This is a genomic window from Tateyamaria algicola, assembly GCF_047715485.1.
Taxonomy (GTDB): Bacteria; Pseudomonadota; Alphaproteobacteria; order Rhodobacterales; family Rhodobacteraceae; genus Tateyamaria.
This window is the reverse complement of the sequence record NZ_CP180422.1, coordinates 3,373,425-3,394,567: the sequence shown is the minus strand read 5'-3', so window position 1 is coordinate 3,394,567 and position 21,143 is coordinate 3,373,425. Positions and strand designations below refer to the sequence as shown.

General features: G+C 63.5%; 14 protein-coding genes and 1 pseudogene. 8 read left to right on the top strand and 7 right to left on the bottom strand.

Translation table 11 applies throughout. The features are described from left to right. Window positions 1–62: 62 nt before the first annotated feature. From ACMHLQ_RS19175 to ACMHLQ_RS19155, 5 genes are all read right to left on the bottom strand, one after another. Window positions 63–1,244 carry an HlyD family type I secretion periplasmic adaptor subunit gene (locus tag ACMHLQ_RS19175; protein WP_415402283.1) on the bottom strand — a complete coding sequence of 394 codons (1,182 nt, stop codon included), beginning with the start codon at window positions 1,242–1,244 and terminating at the stop codon, window positions 63–65. Continuing rightward, window positions 1,241–3,484, bottom strand: a complete 2,244-nt coding sequence (locus ACMHLQ_RS19170) for an ATP-binding cassette domain-containing protein (protein ID WP_415402282.1) — start codon at window positions 3,482–3,484, stop codon at window positions 1,241–1,243. Before ACMHLQ_RS19170 ends, ACMHLQ_RS19175 begins: the two co-directional genes overlap by 4 nt. Further along, window positions 3,481–4,833: a TolC family protein gene (locus ACMHLQ_RS19165; RefSeq protein ID WP_415402281.1), complete on the bottom strand. Its 1,353-nt coding sequence runs from the start codon at window positions 4,831–4,833 to the stop codon at window positions 3,481–3,483. Before ACMHLQ_RS19165 ends, ACMHLQ_RS19170 begins: the two co-directional genes overlap by 4 nt. Before the next feature lie 124 nt (window positions 4,834–4,957). Then, complete coding sequence (locus tag ACMHLQ_RS19160) at window positions 4,958–8,191, bottom strand: beta strand repeat-containing protein (protein ID WP_415405320.1); 3,234 nt, start codon at window positions 8,189–8,191, stop codon at window positions 4,958–4,960. Next, window positions 8,107–9,006, bottom strand: a complete 900-nt coding sequence (locus ACMHLQ_RS19155; RefSeq protein WP_415402280.1) for a BapA prefix-like domain-containing protein — start codon at window positions 9,004–9,006, stop codon at window positions 8,107–8,109. Before ACMHLQ_RS19155 ends, ACMHLQ_RS19160 begins: the two co-directional genes overlap by 85 nt. 224 nt (window positions 9,007–9,230) lie before the next feature. On the opposite strand from ACMHLQ_RS19155, the gene ACMHLQ_RS19150 reads away from it, so the two are divergent. The 8 genes and pseudogenes from ACMHLQ_RS19150 to ACMHLQ_RS19115 all read left to right on the top strand — a co-directional run bounded on the left by ACMHLQ_RS19150 (window position 9,231) and on the right by ACMHLQ_RS19115 (window position 18,372). Continuing rightward, a complete protein-coding gene (locus ACMHLQ_RS19150; RefSeq protein WP_415402279.1) occupies window positions 9,231–10,331 on the top strand; it encodes a DUF4147 domain-containing protein in 1,101 nt (366 codons plus the stop codon). A gap of 44 nt (window positions 10,332–10,375) precedes the next feature. Next, window positions 10,376–12,328, top strand: a complete 1,953-nt coding sequence (locus ACMHLQ_RS19145; protein ID WP_415402278.1) for a CocE/NonD family hydrolase — start codon at window positions 10,376–10,378, stop codon at window positions 12,326–12,328. Between the two features lie 126 nt (window positions 12,329–12,454). Continuing rightward, window positions 12,455–14,047 carry an ABC transporter substrate-binding protein gene (locus ACMHLQ_RS19140; protein ID WP_415402277.1) on the top strand — a complete coding sequence of 531 codons (1,593 nt, stop codon included), beginning with the start codon at window positions 12,455–12,457 and terminating at the stop codon, window positions 14,045–14,047. A 9-nt stretch (window positions 14,048–14,056) separates the two neighbouring features. Next, window positions 14,057–15,013, top strand: a complete 957-nt coding sequence (locus ACMHLQ_RS19135; RefSeq protein ID WP_415402276.1) for an ABC transporter permease — start codon at window positions 14,057–14,059, stop codon at window positions 15,011–15,013. Next, entirely contained in the window at window positions 15,010–15,429 is a 420-nt protein-coding gene (locus tag ACMHLQ_RS19130; RefSeq protein WP_415402275.1) for a hypothetical protein, read from the top strand. Before ACMHLQ_RS19135 ends, ACMHLQ_RS19130 begins: the two co-directional genes overlap by 4 nt. A gap of 19 nt (window positions 15,430–15,448) precedes the next feature. Then, window positions 15,449–16,266, top strand: a pseudogene (locus ACMHLQ_RS19125) (ABC transporter permease). Window positions 16,267–16,335: 69 nt separating this feature from the next. Continuing rightward, window positions 16,336–17,970 carry an ABC transporter ATP-binding protein gene (locus tag ACMHLQ_RS19120; protein ID WP_415402274.1) on the top strand — a complete coding sequence of 545 codons (1,635 nt, stop codon included), beginning with the start codon at window positions 16,336–16,338 and terminating at the stop codon, window positions 17,968–17,970. A gap of 114 nt (window positions 17,971–18,084) precedes the next feature. Beyond that, window positions 18,085–18,372: a hypothetical protein gene (locus tag ACMHLQ_RS19115; protein WP_415402273.1), complete on the top strand. Its 288-nt coding sequence runs from the start codon at window positions 18,085–18,087 to the stop codon at window positions 18,370–18,372. 18 nt (window positions 18,373–18,390) lie between these two features. Here the strand turns inward: ACMHLQ_RS19115 and ACMHLQ_RS19110 are convergent, their stop codons facing one another. Continuing rightward, window positions 18,391–18,864, bottom strand: coding sequence for a twin-arginine translocation signal domain-containing protein (locus ACMHLQ_RS19110; protein WP_415402272.1), 474 nt, complete (start codon window positions 18,862–18,864; stop codon window positions 18,391–18,393). A 320-nt stretch (window positions 18,865–19,184) separates the two neighbouring features. Next, the gene (locus ACMHLQ_RS19105; protein WP_415402271.1) at window positions 19,185–21,083 is read right to left on the bottom strand and encodes an acyl-CoA synthetase; all 1,899 of its coding nucleotides are present in this window, start codon (window positions 21,081–21,083) and stop codon (window positions 19,185–19,187) included. Window positions 21,084–21,143 lie beyond the last annotated feature (60 nt).

The window sequence follows — 21,143 nt, the reverse complement described above, 5'->3', positions numbered from 1 at the left end:
GGCGGGCGGGCGCCTTTGCGTCAGCAACCTTTGCGTCAGCAAACAGAGCCGCGCGCCGACGCCTAAGGCTCGCGGAACGCTTCCCGCGACTTGTAAAGGGGCTTCATCAGGTATTGCAGCACGGTCTTGGACCCGGTGTGCAATTCGACCTCGGCCTGCATGCCCGGCCGGATCGAGATACTGCGCTGACGATCCGTCAGGCCCGTGCGATCCACACTCAGGGTCACCTTGTAATGCGGGTCGCCATCGGGCTTGCGCTCGTCCTTGAACGTGTCGGCCGAGATCAGTTTGACCTCCCCCTTGAGCGAGCCATAGATCGTGTAGTCATAAGCGCTCAGCTTGATCGACGCATCCTGCCCCGCGCGCACCCCCGCAATGTCCTTGGGGGCAACGCGCGCCTCCACGAACAGCTCTTCATCCAGCGGAATGATCTGCAAAATCTCTTCGCCCGGGCGCACGACGCCACCGATAGTGGTCACGCTCAGATTGTTGACGATGCCCCGCATCGGGCTGACCAGCACGGTCCGGTTCAACTGGTCCTGCGCCGATTTGTAGGTCTGGCGCAGCGTGCCCAGCTCTTTCAGCGTGTCGGAATAGGCCTGCGCCCGTTCCAACTCGGTCTGCGTCATGATCTCGTCCAGCTTGATGCGCGCATCCGCATGGGCCTTGCGCGCGCGGGTCACCTCGATCAGCGCGACGATCTTGCGCTCCAGCAGATCCTCCAGCAGCGCCCGTTCCTTGGCGGCCTGATCCAGCACCCGCTGCGCACCCTCACGGCGGCTCAGGAAATCTGTCTGGCGCGCCATCAACAGCGCGCGTTCACTGGCCACAAGGCCCGGCATCCGGGTCTCAAGCCCACCGGGCACTGCAAAATCAAACTGGCCCGCCAGTTCCGCCTCAAGACGCAACTGGCGCACCGCCAATGCAGTGATCTGATCCTGCAAATCATCCGCCTGGCTCTGGAACTGCGTCGATTGCAGCCGCGCCAGCACATCACCGGCCTCAACCACATCGCCCTCGGCCACGGCCAGCTCCGCCAGAATGCCCCCTTCGAGGTTCTGAATGATCTGGGGGCGCGAGGATGAAATCATCTCGCCCGAGCCGCGCACGATCTCGTCCACCCAGGCAAAGGCCGCCCAAAGCACAAAGACCAGAACCGCCCCGCCGCACAGCCAGATGACAAGGGACGGGCCGCGCATCTCGCTTTCCAGCTGCGCACCAAGGTTCGTGGGGGCCACACTCATGCGATCTTGCCTTTCAATGGCACGGGCGCGCCGGTCTTGCCGATATGGGCCAGCACCTGATCGCGCGGGCCGTCCACGGTCATGCGGCCATTCTGCAGGATCAGCGTGCGGTTGGTCAGCGACAGGATCGGCACGCGGTGGGTGGCGATGATCGCGGTGCGATCCTCCATCCACGTCTCAAGACGGCTGACCAATGTGCTTTCCAACGTCTGATCCAGCGCCGCAGTAGGTTCGTCCAGCAAGCAGACCGCCGGGTCCTGCAACCACAGCCGCGCCCAGCCAATCGACTGGCGCTGCCCGATGGACAGGCCCTGCCCGCCATCGAGGATGTCGAGATCAAGGCCCTTGTGGTGCCCTTTCACAAACGGCCCAAGCCCCGCAAAATCCAGCGCTTGGTAAAGGCGATCATCATCGCGCTCCAGCAGCGTCAGGTTCAGGTTGTCGCGCAACGTGCCCGAAAACAGGCGTACATCCTGCCCCAGATAGCCGATCAGGCGGCGCAAATCACGCGGCTCGATCTGGCTCATGTCGGTGCCGTCAATCAGCACACGGCCCTTGGTCGGCGCATAAAGGCCCGACAGGATTTTCAGGAGTGAGGACTTGCCCGCGCCGTTCGATCCCAGCACGGCCACACGCTGGCCCGGCATGATCTGCACACCGGGAATATCCAGCGTCGGCGCGCCGTCTTCCTCGTATTGGAACTGCACCTCGCGCAGCTCGAAATGCCCCTTCAGCGCGTCGCGGCGCAGATAGGTACGGGCCTCGTCCGTGTCTTGCGGTGCATCTGCAATGGCATCCAGCCCATCAAGGGCCGCCTTCACATTGCCCCAGCGCGCCATCGTGCCCGCCAGTTGCGTCAGCGGTGCCAGCGTGCGCGACGTCAGAATACCTACCGCGATGATCGAGCCAACAGTGAACTGCCCGGCAAAGACCAGATAGGTGCCCGCGATCACCGCCGCCACATAGGTCATCTGCTGCATGCCCTGGCTCCAGAACGTCAGGACCGAGGCGAGACGGCGCTGCTCGGACGACTTCATGGCGCTCAGCGTGGTCAGCTCTTGCCACAGACGCATAACGCGGTCCTCGGCGCGCTGCGTCTTGACCGTGTCACGCTCGAAAATCGCCTCGTGCAGCAGGCGCGAGGATTTGGCCGAAGCGCCTTGCGTCTCTTGTGTCAGGCGCAACATCTTCTTTTGCATGAAGAATCCGGGCACCACCATCAGGATACCGCCCAGGATCAGCACCCAGACCACCGGCCCGGCGATGGACGCCACCAGCAGCAGAAAGACAAAGATGAACGGGATGTCGGCAATCGTGCCGATGGTCGAGGCGGTAAAGAACTCGCGCACCGACCCGAACTCGCGCATCGCACTAAAGGTCATCGACGGCGACTGGCCGCGCAAATCACTGCGCATGCCGATCACGCGCTGCATCAGCAGGGTCAGCACCGACAACTCGATCTGCCGCCCGGCCCCGTCCATCAGACGCGAGCGGGCGATCTTGATGAACGCCTCCAGCAGCAGGGCCAGACAGGCCCCCGCCGCCAGCACCCACAGCGTCGCCTCGGATTGATGCGGGATTACCCGGTCATAGACCTGCAAGGAAAACAGCGCCACGGCCACCGCCAGCAGGTTGGCCACGAACGACCCCAGCGCAATCTCGGCCAGAGACGTGCGAAACCGCTGGAACTCACCCCAGAACCAATGGGCCGGTTTGCTTTCGGTCTTGTGGGTCTCAGCCACGCGGGCCAGCGGCGCCTCGGCACGCACGACAAGGCCAGCAAAGAAGGGCGCGAATTCCGAGACCGGCACATGGGCGCGGTTGTCGGGGCATGTCTTGTCATAAACGATCAGATCGCCGCGCGCCTGTCCCAGCACCAGCACAACCTGTCCGCTGGTCATGTAGGCCAGCGCGGGCCACTGATCGCTCGTCAGCGCCTCGATGGTGCGCACCTGGGCGATCAGGCCCGCAGCCTCCAGCCCCTTGGCGATGGCCGCAGCCTCGACCGCATCGCTTGCACCCTTGGACGTCGACAGGCGCAGCGCGTCAAACACGTCAGAGCGCGCGGTATTCACCCCCAGAATGCCCGCATAGGCGACCGACAGGTCCGCCCGCGCGCGCAAGCGGTCGTCAAACAGGTTCGCGTTGTCGGCCTTGGGCGTCTCCTTGGTCGGCGCGGCCTTGATCTGCGCACGATTGCCGTTGGTGATGGTCAGGGTAAAGGGCCGCCGTTCGGTCAAATCTCTTCTCCATCCGCCAACACGCCCTGCACGCGGGCCAGTTCGACCTGCAAGCGCAAGGCCTCGTATTTCAACGTGATTTCAGAGGCTTGCCGGGCAGCAAACGTCTCGTACACACCCACGACATCCATCACCTGACGGCGCCCCGCTTCGTATTGTTCCTGGAACAGATCCAGGTTGGCCTTGGCCTGCGCGGTCAGCCCACGCGCCTCGCCCGCCTGACGGGCCGTCGCGGCGACCTGCCCTTCCAGCTTGCGCAAGGTCCGGTTTGAATCCTCGTTGGCTTGCGACACCACACGGCCTGCGGCCTCCTTGGCGGCCTCGATCGAACGCAGGCGCGCGCCGGTGCCAAGCCCGATGCCCGTGCCGCCCGCAGTGATGCCTGCGCCGCTGTTCTCGCCCACGGTCGCCTGTGCGCTGATGCCGGGCAACTGGTTGGCGCGGTCGATCTGGGCCTGCGCGATGCTGCGCTGCTTTTCCGCCTCGGCGCGGGTCACGGCCAGCGGTTGCGCGGCAGAGGCGCTGATGGCCAGCGTTTCCAATCCCCGCACGTCGTTCAAAGGCTGGATCGACATCGCGTTCAACTCGGCAACGGCTGTGGCCGATGCTTCCTCGCTTGCCGTGATCGCGGCGCGGATTTCCGACAGTTTCTGGCGGATCACGTTCAGGTCGGACATGTCCGAGACACCGCCCCGCACGCGTTCAGACATGATGTACTCGAAATGCTCCATCTCGCGCAGGGTCGCGCGGTGCAGGGCGGCAGACTCGCGCCCTTCGGCCCCCGACAGGTACAGATCGAGGCCCGTGGCCACGCGGTCATTGGTGTCTTCGGCCAGCGCAACAGCGGCCACTTCGACATCCGCCTTGGCAAAGGCGCGCTCGCCCTTCTTGCGGCCATTGTCAAAGATCACCTGATCCACGACGATCTGCGTGATGATATCCCCCAGCGAATTCAAAGAGATACGGGGGCCAATCGTCGGCAGCCAGTTTTTCGATGCAGCCTGGGCGCGCAGGCGCGCGGCGCGCAACTCGGTTTCGGCAGCGCGCGAATTGGCGGCCAATACAGCCGTTGTGACCCGCGCATAGGCACTGCCCGCAGGCAGTACGGATTTGCGCGCCAACAGCCCCTGGATCACCACACTGTCGGCGTTGAGGGTCTCGTCATTCTGTGTCGGTGTCTGGCGCAGTGCCGCGCTGCTTTGCGGCGCCGTCACCGTGCTATTGTCACTTGTATTCATGCGCGACACGAAAGGCACATCGCCCATGTCGCTCATACATCCCGCGCTCAGCGCGACAGCGGCAAACAGCGCCGCAACCTTGATACCACCTTGCCCCATAGTCCGTCCCATTTCGGGTTTTTATCGTTGTGGAGGTGGGCGCGGTTGCGACGTGTCGGTCCGCGCCTCTTGTCTTGCTGGAGTGCTCGATCTTGTTTTTGTTGTTGGTCTTGCCCAGTGAAAGTTCAGTTTTCTATCAGCCAATCGCCGTGTTGACGGTGATGTCATCGTCCAGAATGACAGTGCCTTCGGAGCCCAGCGAGTAGACGTCGTAGGTCTGGCCATCAATCGTGGTCGATCCGGTCCGGGTCGCCCCGCCGATGGTCACGCGGTCGTCGCTGCCACCGTGGATCGTCAGCGAGTTGGTGCTGTCAGACAGGTTGAGCAACTGCGCCTCGGTGATGGTCAGATTGGCCTCTTCCGCGAATTGCAGGTCCACCGCCTCGATCTGGTAGTCGCCCAGCGTCGGGTTGGCGAGGTTCACAGTCGAGTTGGCGCTTTCATCATCCAGCACCACGTAGGTGCCGCTGGTGTTGCCCGCCGCATCGGTCGAATTCACCACCAGGTGCGACCCATCCGGCACATCGGTCTGGAACTGGAAGTTCGTCTCGCCCAGCACGTCGATATCGACCTGGGTGGCCAGCACCTCGGTGACGGTCCCGTCGCTGTTGACTTGCGAGACGGTCAGATCGCCATCGCTCTGCTCGGTCGAGATGCCGCGGATACCGTCGCCATCGCGCGTATAGCTGGCAATGACCGGGCCATCGGGGGCGTCGGTGTCGATGCGCAGCGTGTCGCTCAGGGTGTCGGTGTTGCCCACCGCATCCGTTGCCATCACGGTGATGGCCGCATCATATGTCCCGCCCGGGATGGCCGAGGGGGGAATGTCCAGCGACCAGTTGCCGCCCGCATCCACCACGGCCGCAAGGACAGTGCCGTTGAAATCGACCATGACGGTCGAGCCGGGTTCCACCTGACCACCCAGCGAGATACCTTCGCGCGCCTCGGGGCCGCTGATGATATCGTCTGCCGTCACGGTGTCCTGGATGTCCAGCTGGTTGACCAGCGTATCCACCCGCACGGTGTCCGTAACAGTTGCCACGTTGCCCGCCCGGTCGGTCGCCGTGACGCTGACATCGGTGGTGTATTCGCCCTGGGGGATCTGGCTGGCGGCGAAGGGTGCCTGCCAGTTGCCGTTTGCATCCACGATGGCCTGCACACTCACGCCGCCCATGGTGACCATGACGGTCGAACCCACTTCGGTTGTGCCCGTCACCACCACGCCGTCTGCCCGCTCGGCCTCCGAGATGATGTTGTCCCCTTCGATGGCATCCGCGGCCACCGACAGGTTGTCGACGCGCGTGTCCACATGCACCGTGTCGGTCACGGTGGCCACGTTGCCTGCGGCATCCGTGGTTGTCGCCGTGATCTGGGCATCATAAGTGCCCGGCGTGATTTCCGCCGCGCTGTAGAACGCCTGCCAGACACCGGCCGAGTTGGCCACGACCTGGTGGGTGACCCCCTCCATCGTGACGCTCACAAGGGCGCCGGGATCGGCGTTGCCCGACAGGACAACACCGTCGCTGGCCTCGACCTCGTTGATGATGTCATCGGTTTCGACGGGGCCATTGATGGTCAGGATGCCCGCCTGCGTGTCCACGTTGACAGTCTGGCTGACGTCGCGCGTGTTGCCCGCCGCGTCTGTCGCGGTGGCCGTCATCTGCGTGGTGTAGGTGCCTTGCGGGATGTCGCCGCTCGAGAATGTCGCCGTCCACGTCCCGTCCGCAGCCACCACGGCTGTCGAGGTTGCACCGCCAAGCGTCACGATAAGGGTCGATCCCGGCTCGGTGATGCCGGTCACGACCAGCCCGTTCTGCGCTTCGGCTGCGTTGATGATGCCGTCGGCACCGCCCGCGGTGGAGGTATAGCTGAGCGCGTTGACCAGCGTGTCCACATCGACCGTGCCTGTGGCTGTGGCCGTGTTGCCCGCAGCATCCGTTGCCACGGCCGTGACCGAGGCCTGGGTTTCGCCGCTCGGGATTTCCGAGGCGAGGAAACCTGCGGACCAGTTGCCTGCCGCATCGACAGTCGCGCTGCGTGTCACGCCATTGAACGTGACCTCGACGCTCGATCCGGCTTGGGCCGTGCCTGTCAGGGTCACGCCATCTGCCGCTTCGGCAAAGTTGATCGTGCCGTCACCCTCAACCGTGCTGGTTTCCACGGACACATCGGTGATGGTGTCGATGGCCACGCTGCCTGTGGCGGTGGCCGTGTTGCCAGCAGCATCCGTCGAAACGGCGGTGATGGCGGCCTGGGTCTCGCCCGTGGGCACTTCGGACGCAGCATAGGCCACGGACCAGTTGCCATTGGCATCCACGGTTGCCGCGCGGGTGATGCCGTTGAATGTGACGTCCACGGTCGATCCCGCCTGTGCGGAGCCTGTCAGAGTCACGCCGTCAGCCGCTTCGGCGGCGTTGATGGTGCCGTCACCCTCGATGCTGCCATCGTCGATCGACACGTTCGTCACGGTGTCCACGCGGATGGTGCCCGTCGCGGTCGAGCTGTTGCCGGTTGCATCCGTTGCCACGGCGGTGACCGTCACATCGGTCTCGCCGCTGGGGATTTCGGCGGCGGTGTAGTCGACAGTCCAGTTGCCACTGGCATCCACGGTCGCGGCGCGCGTGACGCCGTTGAACGTGACGTCCACGGTCGAACCCGCCTGCGCGGTGCCCGTCAGTGTGACGCCGTCAGCGGCCTCGACCGCGTTGATCGTGCCGTCACCTTCGACAGTGCTGGTTTCGATGGTGACCTCGGCCACCGTGTCGATTGTCACGGTGCCGGTCGCGGTTGCGGTGTTGCCTGCGGCGTCGGTAGCAACGGCTGTGATGGTCTCTTCCATCTCGCCCGTCGGCACTTCGGAGGCGGCGTAATCCACGCTCCAGCTGCCATCGGCAGCGACGGTCGCCGCGCGGGTGATGCCGTTGAAGGTGACCTCGACGCTCGATCCGGGTTGCGCCATGCCTGTGAGGGTCACGCCGCTTGCCGCTTCGGCCGCGTTGATGATGCCGTCGCCTTCGATATTGGCGTCGATTGTCACCTCGGCCACGGTGTCGATGACAACCGTGTCGGTGACAGTGGTGGTGTTGCCAAAGGAATCCGTGGCCACGATGGTCACGCCGGTCGAATACTCGCCCTCGGTCAGCGTGCCGGCCTGCCAGGTCGCGGACCACGCGCCAGAAGCATCGACTGTCGTCGCGCGTGTGACACCGTCAATGGTGATCTCAAGCATCGCACCAGGCTCGCCCGTGCCGGTCAGCGTCACGCCGCCCGACAATTCGGTGCCGTTCACAACGTGCCCGACACTGTCCACACCGGTGGTAAAGTCGACATCGGGGCCAACCGTATCAATGACAAAGGTGGGGCCGTCGATCGTGGTCGTGCCGCCACCCTGATGGGTAAAGATAACCTCGGGCACGACGGTGCCGTCCGGGGAAAGTTTGCGCCCGCAAACTCGACCGACCAGATGCCGTTTTCGTCAATCGTGGTCGTCAGGATCACGCCGCCTGCGTTCACTTCGACCGTATCGCCGGGCTCGCCCGTGCCGGACACGGTGAAAGTGTGCGTGCTTGTGTCGTCACCGCCAACATCCGTCGAGGTGCCGACATTGTCGACCGTCGGCGTTGCGGGGGTATAGCCAGGCTCGCCGGGGGTGCCGCCACCGCCACCGCCGCCGCCACCGGTTCCGATCAGGGCCGCGCCACCCAACAGGGCCGCCGCACCGCCGCCAACCAGGCCACTGCCGCCCAGCAGGGCGGCGCCGAGCATCGACACCTCTTCGTCATCGACAACGCCCACATTGGCAACTTCGGTACGCCCGAGATAGATCAGGTCATCCGACGGGCTCCACTTGCCCCACTGTTCGGTCGGCCCGAACTGCGCGAACAATTCGCCATCGGTTGTTTCGACAAAGGCAACCTCGTTCAGATAGCCATCTGCCGAGATGAACAGCCGGTTGGCCTCGCCCACATCGTTGAAGTAATTCTCGAGGGTCACAGTGCGCCCATCGACCAGCGTGATGATCAGATCATCGCCGCTGCGTTGCTGTCCGGCCATGTCGGCCTGACGCAGATTTAATGAAATTTCTTGCCCGTTTGTCAGCGCGACCGAGGTGTTTCCATCCTGTGAAATGACCCCACGCTGCAATGCGCCCGCACCATCGCGGACGACGAAATCAATCGCCTTCATAATACCACCACTCTCGCCTCAGGCCGCATTAATTGCGGTCCCTTTGTTTTACCCGTCGCCGACTGTTTTTTTGCCGTGCTGACAACTCTTTGTGCTGGCATTAATACGCCAAAGCCGAATCAAGGGCTAGAGTCTTTTTGGTGAGACATCACAATTTCCTGCATTCAAGGGTAGATATTGTGTTGATTCGGACTCAGTTTCGGCAGGTGCAAAGGAGTGAAGCGATGGGGCATGGGCCGGATTTACTGACCCTTTGGCAATCTGGGGTTGATGCGGTGCGGGGCGACAGTGCGGTGGCGTCTGCCCTCGCCAAAATGCCGATATCCAGACCCGACCGTATCATCGCCGTAGGCAAGGCCGCCGCCGCCATGGCCGCACCAGCCGCTGCCGCATGGCCGGATGTGCCCTGCCTTGTGGTGACAAAATACGGGCACGGATCGGACGCACCTTCCCATGCCCAAGTGATCGAGGCGGCGCATCCCGTGCCCGATACCGCATCCCTTGAGGCCGGGCGCGCCTTGCACCAGGCCGTCGCAGACTGTGATCCGGGCACGCATCTCTTGATGCTTGTGTCGGGTGGGGCATCATCGCTTGCTGAACTTTTGGGCGATGACATGACGCTGGACGATCTCAAGCGCGAAACAAACGCCCTGCTCGCCTCGGGTGCGCCGATTGGCGACATGAATGCGCATCGCACGGCCCTGTCGCGGATCAAGGGGGGCAAGCTCCTGGCCGGGTTCAAGGGCGCGCGGGTCACCACCTACGCCCTGTCGGATGTGGAAGGTGACGGGCTGGCCACAATCGGATCGGGTATCGGTGATGCGCCGGCCCAGCGCGACTTTGACTTCGCGGCAAAGATCATTGCCAGCAACGCCATCGCCCGCGCCGCCATCGCAGCGGCCAGCCCCGTCCCCGTCCAGACCAACAGCGAAACGCTCTATGATGATGTGGAAGTTCTGGCCCCGCGCATTGCCGACATGCTCAAAAGGGCGGCACCGGGCCTGCACATCCTCGGCGGAGAACCCGTCGTTCACCTGCCAAACACTCCGGGGCGCGGCGGACGCAACATGGCCCTGGCCCTGGGGCTCGCGCGCGAGATTGCGGGCACCGACGGCCTGCGCATTCTGGTTGCGGGCACGGATGGCACGGACGGGCCGACCGACGCCGCCGGTGCGCTGATCGACGGCAGCACCTGGGACGACAGCGGCGCAGACGCCCTGTTGCGCGCGGATGCCTATCCCTGGCTCGAAGCCCGAGGCGCATTGGTCAAGACCGGACCGACGGGCACGAATGTCATGGACATCCTGATCGCGCACAAAGCCTGACGCAGCCGCTTGACAGCGCAACGGCGCAGACCGAGCGTGCGTGCATGGAAAACACCTTGCGCGAGATCGAAGAGCAGCCAGACCTTGGCATCACCCTGTCCGATGGCACCCGGCTGTCTGCGCGGCTGTGGCGGCCCGTGGATGCAGGCGACGATCCCGTTCCCCTGATCCTCGAACACCTGCCCTATCGCAAACGCGACGGCACCTGCGCGCGCGACGCGCTGACCCATCCCTACTTTGCCCAGCGCGGCTATGCCTGCCTGCGTGTCGACATGCGCGGCAATGGCGACAGCCATGGGCTGATGGAGGATGAATACACCCAGCAGGAACTCGACGACGCGGTCGAGGTCATCACATGGGCCGCCGCGCAGCCCTGGTGCAACGGCAATGTTGGCATGATGGGGATCAGTTGGGGGGGCTTTAATGCGTTGCAAGTGGCCGCGATGGCGCCGGAACCGCTCAAGGCGATCATCACGCTCTGCTCGACCGTGGACCGCTTTGCGGATGACATCCACTACAAGGGCGGCTGCCTGCTGAACGAAAACCTCGGCTGGGGCGCCACGATGTGGAGCTATTCCTCCCGCGCGCCCGACCCCGCCCTGCGGCCCGACTGGCGCGAGATGTGGCTCGACCGGCTCGAGAACGAACCCTTCCTGCCCAGCACATGGCTGCGCCACCAGACGCGCGATGCGTACTGGCAACACGGCTCGGTCTGCGAAAGCTATGACACGATCACGGCCAAGGTGCTGGCCGTGGGCGGCTGGGGGGATGCCTACAAGAAAGCGGTGCCCCAGATCGTTGCAAACATCCCCGGATCAAAGGGCATCATCGGGCCATGGGTGCACAAGTACCCGCATTTCGCCGTGCCCGAACCCCGCATCGGCTTCCTGCAAGAGGCACTGCGCTGGTGGGACCGCTGGCTCAAGGGCGTCGACACCGGGGTCGAGGACGACCCGGATTACCGCCCTTACCTGATGGACGGTGTGCGCCCCGCCGCGTGGTACTCCGAGCGGCCCGGGCGCTGGCTCGCCGACCCTGAAACGCAACCGCAGCACTGGTATCTGACCGATACAGGGCTTCAGGACAGCCTAGGCACGCTGCACCGCACCGTGGCCTCGCCCCAGACGACCGGTGCGGATGCGGGCGAATATTGCGCCATATGGCTTGGCCCCGAACTGCCGGGCGACCAGCGCCGTGATGATGCGCTCAGCGCGACCTTCGACAGCGCCCCGCTGGCGCAAGAGACGGCCATTGTCGGCGCACCCACGATCACCCTCGACCTCAGCGCGGACAGGCCGGTTGCGCAAATTGCGGTGCGCCTGAACCACGTCCACCCCGATGGCGCGGCAACGCGGATCACCTATGGCGTGCTCAACCTTGCCACCTGCCTGGGCCGCCCCCTTGTCCCCGGTCAGCGCGAAAGCGTGACGCTGGCGCTCGATCACATCGCCTATAGCGTGCCCGCCGGGCACCGCCTGCGCGTGTCGATCTCGACCGCCTATTGGCCGCTGATCTGGCCCACGCCCGAACCTGTGGAACTGACGCTGTATTCCGGCGCCTTGCAGGCGGAGGTGCTCAGCCACAGCGACGGCTGGACCTTCCCGCCGCCCGACGCCGCCGATCCATGGCAGACCGAGGCATTGCGCCCCGAGGCCCACATCCGCCGCCAGGAAACCGACATGACCACCGGGATCGTCTCGCTTGTGATCGAGGATGACTTTGGCAAGGTGCGCGATCTGGACCATGGCCTGATCAACGGCTCCATCGCGCGCGAACGCTGGTCCATTCACCCCGATGACCCCCTGTCCGCACGCGCCGAATGCCACTGGACGGACGAGATCGCGCGCGGCGATATCCGCCTGCGCACCGAAACACGCTGCGAAATGTGGTCGGACGCCACGCATTTTCATCTGCGCGCACAGATCGAAGCCTTCGAAAACGACACAGCCGTGCACGCACGCAAAATCACCGATAGAATCGCCAGAAACGGGCTTTGAACCTGCCCAATCACACCCTCCTGTCATAATCTGCCATTAACCCTTGCGGCCTCACAGCAAATGCTTACCCTCGCGCAAGTAGCCAAAATCTGCGCGAAGACGCAGGGAAACCAACGGGAGTTACTGATGTCGAAAGAACTTGAACACCTGTCCGCACGCGTTGCGGCCGGGACACTCACACGTCGTGAATTCATGACCAAAGCCGCCGCACTGGGCGTGACCGCAGCGGTGGCCACCTCGATGCTGGCAGGCACAGCCAAGGCGGCACCCGTCGCGGGCGGCACCTTCAAGATGGGTGTGCAGGGCGGTGAATCCACCAACAGCCAGGACCCCGCCACATGGGCCTCCGATGTGCCAATCGCGGGTGGCCAGCTCTGGGGCGAAGGCCTGGTCGAGGTCGAAGCCGATGGCTCTCTCACCGGTCTGGTCGCAGAAAGCTGGGAAGGCTCGGCAGATGCCAAGACATGGCGCTTCAAGCTGCGCCAGGGCATCACGTTCTCGAACGGCCAGCCAGTCACCACCGAAGACATCATGCAGACCATGGCGCGCCACTCGAATGAAGAGTCCAAGTCCGGCGCGCTCGGCATCGTGCAGGGCATCGAAAGCATGCGCACCGATGGTGACGTGTTCGAAGTGACGCTGGCCGTCGGCAACGCCGACCTGCCCTATCTGATGGCCGACTACCACCTGATGATCCAGCCAAACGGCGGCTTCGACGACCCCGCAGCGGCGATCGGCACGGGTGCCTACACGCTGGAAAGCGACGAGCCCGGCGTGCGCATGGTCGGCAAGCGCCGTGACGATTACTGGGGCGGCGACCAGACGGTCACGGCCCACTACGACACGGTCGAAGTCATCGTGCTGAACGACGCCACAGCCCGCACCGCGGCCCTGCAATCGGGTCAGGTCGACACGATCAACCGGGTCGAGCCCAAGATCGCCAAGCTGCTGGACCGCGCGCCCACCGTCGACGTGCTCTCGACCGCCGGTCGCGGCCACTACGTGTTCATCATGCATATCGACACAGCGCCCTTTGACGAGAACGAGCTGCGCCTGGCCCTGAAACACGCCCTCAACCGCGAGGAAATGGTCGAAAAGATCCTGCAAGGCTACGGCTCCATCGGGAACGACATGCCGATCAACGCAGCCTACCCGCTGTTTGACGACACGATCCCGCAGCGCACCTTTGATCTGGAAAAAGCGGCCGAGCACTACAAGAAGTCCGGCCATGATGGCTCGCCCATCATCCTGCGCACGGCTGACGGTGCCTTCCCCGGCGCGGTCGATGCCGCCGCCCTGTTCCAGCAATCGGCCCAGGCCGCAGGTATCCCGCTGGAAATCAAGCGTGAGCCCAATGATGGCTACTGGTCCGAAGTCTGGAACGTGCAGCCGTTCTGCTGCTCCTACTGGGGCGGTCGCCCTGTGCAGGACCAGATGTACACCACGGCCTATCTGTCCACCGCAGACTGGAACGACACGCGCTGGAAGCGCCCGGAATTCGACGAGATGCTGCTGGCGGCGCGCGCCGAACTGGACGAAGCCAAGCGCAAGGAGATCTACTCCAAGATGGGCCGCATGCTGAACGAAGAGGGCGGCCTGATGGTGCCCATGTTCAACGATTTCGTCGATGCGGTGTCGACCAAGGTGCAGGGCTGGGAAAGCGATCCCAACGGCCCGCAAATGAACTGGTACGCGTTCAAGAAGACCTGGAAAGCGTAAGACGGTCAGATGCACCCTATTGCAATACTGGTTTCCCAGCGCCTCGCGCTGGGAGCCCTCCTTCTCCTTGCTGCCTCCGCCCTCATCTTTGGCCTGACCGAAGTCCTGCCCGGCGATGCAGCCCAAGCCATTCTCGGCCAATCCGCCACGCCCGAAAGCCTCGCCAACCTGCGCGCGGAAATGGGCCTCGACCGGCCTGCCCTGACCCGCTACTTCGAGTGGCTGGGCGGCATCATGACCGGCGACATGGGCAATGCCCTGACCAACAAGCTGCCCATCGGTGAACAGATCGCCCGCCGGATGAGCGCCACACTGTTCCTTGCCTTCTGGGCCGCCATCATCTCGGTGCCGCTGGCCATCCTGCTCGGGCTGATCGCCGTGCGCTATCAGAACCGCTGGCCGGACAAGCTGATCTCGGGCATCACGCTCGCCTCGATCTCGCTGCCCGAATTCATGATCGCCTATATCCTCGTGTTCTTCTTCGCGGTGAAACTGTTCTGGGCACCCTCTTTCGCCTCCGTTTCTCCGGGTATGCCGCTGCTCGATCAGCTGCACGCGATCTCGCTGCCCGTGGCCGTGCTGACGCTGGTGGTGCTGGCCCACATGATGCGCATGACGCGCGCGGCCATCCTGAACGTGATGCAATCGGCCTATATCGAAACGGCTGAACTCAAGGGCCTCACGACCTTCACCGTGATCCGCAAACACGCCTTTCCCAACGCCATCGCCCCCATCGTGAACGTGGTGATGATCAACCTCGCCTACCTCGTCGTGGGCGTCGTCGTGGTCGAGGTGGTGTTCGCCTATCCCGGCATGGGGCAATACCTCGTGGACGCGGTCGTGAAACGCGACGTGCCCGTGGTGCTGGCCTGCGGCGTGATCTTCGCCGCCGTCTACATCATCCTGAACATCGTGGCGGACGTGGTGTCGATCCTCGCCAATCCGAGACTGAGGCACCCAAAATGATGCGGGTCGCTGGCTACATCGTTGGTTCGATCCTAGTTTTGCCCATTGCGGCGTTCGTGTTTTGGTACAACCACTCTGCTGTGAACAATGCAGAGACCAAATACACCGGCAAAGACACGAACGCGCTCCTAACCAAGCTTGAGAGCAAAGGCTTTCAGATCGCCACCCAAAAAGCTGACGGCTGGTTTTACACCCCAAGCAACCAGCGGCACTTTCTTTCCCCTATCATTTACGGCCCCCACGCTGACGCATTGAAGGCATTTTGCATCGACAAAACCTGCGAAATCTTCTCAGCGCGCAAGTCCACACCGTATCTCAGCGTTGCCCAAAAGATGGAGCGCATGATCTGGGCCTCCGTAAACGGCACGGTCGGACTTGTCTTCAGCCAACACTACCCATCAATGGGCAACAAGTGATGTTTGATCGAAAAAAACTATGCTAAAAAATATCCCCCTCTCCGCAGGCATCGGCCTCGTCATCACCGGCACCTATTTCGTCGCTGCCATCTTCGCAGGCCTCATCGCCCCCTACGGCATGGCCGAAACCGTGGGCGATGTGTGGGAGCCGTCCTCGGCCGCCCATTGGCTCGGCACCGACCAGATCGGGCGCGATCTGCTCACCCGCATGATCTATGGCGGGCAAACCACCATCTTCATCGCCACCGCCGCCACCATCCTCAGCTTCACCACAGGTTCGGTCCTCGGCTTCATCGCCGCCGTGTCGGGCGGCTGGATCGACCAGGTGATGAGCCGGCTTGTCGACCTCTTCATGTCCATCCCCTCACTGATCCTCGCCCTCGTCATCCTGTCGAGCATCGAGGCCACGGTGCTCACCCTGATCGTGATCATGGGGCTCCTGGACAGCACCCGGGTCTACCGCCTCGCCCGCGCCGTGGCCGTGGACATCTCCGTCATGGACTACGTCGAGGCGGCGCGGCTCAGGGGTGAAAAACTCGGCTGGATCATCTTCCGGGAAATCCTGCCCAACGCACTCTCGCCGCTCGTGGCGGAAATGGGCCTGCGCTTCATCTTCATGGTCCTCTTCATCTCGACCCTCTCCTTCCTCGGGATCGGCGTGCAGCCCCCCTGGCCGACTGGGGCGGCATCGTGAAAGAGAACAAGGAAGGGATCAACTTCGGCATCGGCGCCGCCCTCTACCCGGCGGTCGCCATCGCCACGCTGGCCATCAGCGTGAACCTGATCGCCGACTGGATCCTGAACCGCACCACCTCGCTGAAAGGGGGCCGCGGATGACCCGATCCTCCTTCATCTTGCCAAGAAAACTCCGGGGGTCCGGGGGCAGCGCCCCCGGGGATTGCCACAATGACCACACCTCTTCTCCAAGTCCGCGGCCTGAAAATCGGCGCAACCGTCTATCCGCCCGGCGAGAAACCCCACGATATCGAAATCGTGCACGGCGTGGATTTCGACGTTGAGGCAGGCAAGGTCCTCGGCCTGATCGGCGAATCCGGCGCGGGCAAATCCACCATCGGGCTCGCCTCCATGGCCTATGGTCGGGGCGGCGTGCAACTGACAGGCGGCTCCGTCATGGTCAATGGCCGTGACGTTTTGCAATCCAAACCCGGCGACATCCGCCGCCTGCGCGGCGCCGAGGTCACTTACGTCTCGCAATCCGCCGCCGCCTCCTTCAACCCGGCCAAGCGGATCATGGAGCAGGTGATCGAAGCGGCCGTGCTGCAAGGCAAGTTCAGCAAATCGGACGCGGAAAAACGCGCGCGCGCGTTGTTCGCCAAGCTCGGCCTGCCCGACCCGGACAATATCGGCAGCCGCTACCCCCACCAGGTCTCTGGCGGGCAGTTGCAACGCTGCATGACCGCACTCGCACTCTGCCCCGAACCCGACCTCGTGGTGTTCGACGAACCCACGACCGCGCTGGATGTGACAACGCAGATCGACGTGCTCAAGGCGATCAAGGACGCAATCCGCGACACCGGTGTCGCCGCGCTCTACATCACCCACGACCTCGCCGTGGTGGCCCAGGTCAGCGACCACATCATGGTGCTGCGGATGGGCAAGATGGTCGAATACGGCACCACCGACCAGATCATCAACGCACCGAAGGAAGAGTACACCCAAGCCCTCGTCTCGGTCCGCTCGATCACGCACGAGGAAAAGCAGCCTACAGAACCGGTGCTGCGGGTCGAAAACATCACGGCGCGCTACAAAGGCACCAATTTCGACGTGTTGCACGACGTCTCGGTCGATCTCAGCCCGGGCCAGACGCTGGCCGTGGTGGGCGAATCCGGCTCCGGCAAATCGACCCTCGCCCGCGTGATCACCGGCCTTCTGCCGCCGCGCGACGGGAAAATCACATTTGCGGGCCGCACCCTCACGCCCGACCAGCCCAGCCGCAGCATCGAAGACCTGCGCGAATTGCAGATGATCTACCAGATGGCCGACACCGCCATGAACCCGCGCCAGACCGTGGGCACGATCATCGGGCGCCCGCTCGAATTCTACTTCGGGCTCAAGGGCGCGGAAAAGCAGAAGCGCATCCAGGAATTGCTGGACGAAATCGAACTGGGCAAGGGCTTTCAGGATCGCTATCCGGCGGAACTCTCCGGCGGACAGAAACAACGGGTGTGCATTGCACGCGCGCTCGCGGCCAAGCCCAAACTGATCATCTGTGACGAGGTCACCTCGGCGCTCGACCCGCTTGTGGCCGACGGTATCCTCAAGCTGCTCCTGAACCTGCAAAAGATCGAGGATGTCGCCTACCTGTTCATCACGCACGATCTGGCCACGGTGCGCGCCATCGCCGACAGCATCGCGGTGATGTACCAGGGCCGCGTGCAGCGCTACGGCACCAAGTCCGAAGTGCTCACACCGCCCTTTGACGACTACACCGACCTGCTGCTCAGCTCGGTCCCCGAGATGAAGCTGGGCTGGCTGGAAGAGGTCATTGCCAACCGCAAGATGGAAAGCGCCGGGAACTAGGCCCGCGCAACAACGAAGGGCGGTGCGCGACAGACCGCCGACAGCCAAACGGGCGGCGACAGAACAATGCCGCCGCCCCGTATCACCTCCAGATCACAACAGATGGAGGCTGATATGGCTTTTGGGTCCCTGAAATCTCTGACAATCGTGGCCGCGATATGCCTGCCCACACTGGCCGACGCGCAGGGCGGGGGCCAGGGTGGCCCACCCGACCCTGCCAAACTGGCCTCAGATCTCGGCATCACCGAAGACCAGGCACGCGGCTGTCTGCCCGCAAATCCGACGCCCGGTCAGCGGCCTTCGGAGAGCGAACGCGCCGCCATGGTCAATTGCTTCAAGGCTGCCAATCCAAACCTGACGGACGATGACCTGCGCAATGCCATGGCGCCGCCCCGGCGCTGACGCACCCCGCCGGTGTCGTCAGGCAACAGCGGCCTTGTGCGCGGCAAAGACTTCGGCCAGCAGCGCGCTTTGTTGCAGGCCCTGCACGGTGCGGTGCAATTCACCCGCGCCGTCAAACAGCAGCAGCGTCACATGCGGCACCCGGTACTTGCGGGCAAAGGCTGCCCCCTCAGGCGTCTTGATATCGGCCACAAGATAGGTCAGCCCGCAATCGTCAAAGTCGCGCAGCGCCGCGCGGGTCTGTTTCTGCAAGGCGGTGCAGGTCGGGCATTGCGGGTCGTGGATCTGCACGATGGTGACGCTGCCCTGCCCCACGCGGGTCAGATCATGTTCAGCGGCATAGCTGCGAAACGAACTGACCGCCCAGACACCCCCGCCTGCCAGCACGGCGGTCGCCGCGGCCCCTTTGCCCAGAAATGACCGGCGCGATACGGTCTCGGGCGTGGCCGAGGGTTGCGTCGCGCCGCGTGCTTTCTTTCGTGACTTGGGCATATCCGTCTCCGCTTGCGTTTCGCGCAACTCTAGCGATGAAACCGGGGCAGACACCTCACGATCACGTCATGGAACAGGCCGAAACGTTAAGGGATGGTAAAGGGCGCAAGGAAATCGTTAACGCGTGCCCGAATGTGCACAAACCGTTAATGCCTGCCCGCAGGCCAAAACGTACAGTTTCGGGCCCCAACTGCGCAGTATCCGCAAAACGGGCCGAAAAGGCCCTGATTTGCTGGGGACAAAACGTACAAAAGGCGCGCCAAACTGTACGTTTCGGCGCGCCTGTCGCTGTCAACCCACAGCGCACGGTCGGTTAAGGATCACTCGGCCGCGATGGCCTCCGACGCCATTTCCCAGGGCCGGACGTAATCGCCCAGCACGGTCTGGATCGCCGTCTCGCTCGCGCCACCGGCAGCCACCTGTGCCACCAGCCCGCGCTTCTTGTCGTCGATGACGGACACGACGCGCGCCTCCAGCCCGGCCTTTTCCAGGGCCGCATTGTAGATGCGCGTGATCGCCTCTTTGCGCAGATCGGGTTTGAAGACTTTGCCCACAGCCGTCTTGGGCAACTCGTCCATGATGGTCATGTGCTTGGGCTGGGCCGCACGTTCGTGCACGTGCTCTTTGCAGAACGCCATCAGCTCGTCCGGTGTCACCGACGCACCCGCCACCAGTTCGACATAGGCGCAAGGCACCTCGCCCGCATGTTCGTCCGGCTGGCCAATGGCCCCGGCAAAGGCGACAGCCTCGTGGCCCAGCAGCGCCTCTTCGATCTCGGCGGGATCGATGTTGTGACCACCGCGAATGATCAGGTCCTTGGCGCGGCCCGTGATCCACAGATATCCGTCGCTGTCAAAGCGGCCCAGATCGCCGGTGCGCAGGAACGTGTCGTGATAGAACAGGTCCTTGTTCTTGTCCGCCTCGGTATAGGTGTTGCCCGCGAAAACGCCCGGATTGCTCACGCAGATCTCGCCGATCTCGTCCACGCCCGCCTCGATCGCGCCGTCGGGTGTGTTCTTGTAGATCTTGATGTCGGTATAGGGAAAACCGATGCCGACCGATCCGATCTTCTTCTCTCCGTCCGTGGGGTTGCACGACACAAGGCAGGTCGCCTCGGTCATGCCGTAGCCCTCGACCAGGGTCACGCCTGTCGCCTTTTCAAAGCGCTTGAACAGTTCCTGCGGCAGCGGGGCGGAGCCCGAAAAGGCCGTCTTGACCGTGCTCACATCCGCATCAATGGGGCGCTGCATCTTGGCCGAGATCGCCGTGGGCACGGTGATAATAAACGTGACTTTCCAACGCTCTACCAGTTTCCAGAAGTTGTCGAACACGCCGTCACCGCGATAGCCCTGCGGGGTCGGGAACACCACATGCGCGCCAGACGCGATGGCGCCCATCAGGATGGGTTGGCAGGCAAAGACATGGAACAGCGGCAGCGGGCACATCAGCGTGTCCTGCTCGGTGTACAGAAGGCGGTGCGCGGTCCAGCCGTTATAGACCATGCCGGAATACTTGTGCTGCGCGACCTTGGGCATGCCGGTGGTGCCGCCCGTGTGGAAGTAGGCGGCCACGCGGTCTTCCTGCACATCTTCGAATTGCAGGGTCTTGGGGTGCTTGGCGACCTCGGCGTTGAAGTCGGCATAGGTGACGCCGGGGGCCTTTTCCATCTTGGGACGGATCAGCGGAATGATGAAGGACTTGAGGCCCGACACATGCGTCAGCAGATCGATCTCGAGCACGTTCTTGACGTTGGGGGCCAGGGCAACGGCCTTGGCGGTTTTCTCGGCCACATCCGTCTTGGGAAAGGCGCGCAGGGTCACCACAACCTTGGCATTGGTTTCGCGCAGAATGGCCCCGATCTGTTCGGCATCAAGCAGCGGGTTGATCGGATTGACGATACCGGCAACCGCGCCACCCAGCAGGGTGATCACCGTCTCGGTCGCGTTGGGCAGCACATAGGCCACAACATCCGTCGGCCCGATCCCCATGGCACGAAACATGTTGGCGCACTGGGTTGTCCGGTCCTTGAGCGCGGACCAGTTCAGCGTCTCGGCCTTGGCCTTGGGGTCAGAGAATATCTGGTAGCTGATGGCGTTGTGGCTGGGGAATTTCCCCGCCGTATCGCTCAACATGCCATAAAGGGTCTTGGCGACATCACGCTCTTCCCACGGCATTTCGTCCTGAATTGCGTCGCGGTCTGCGATCCCTGCAAATGGCATGGCTATCCTCCCTGATGCGCCCTTGTTTTCTTGTCGCGGCGCCTATTGTCCCTCACCGCT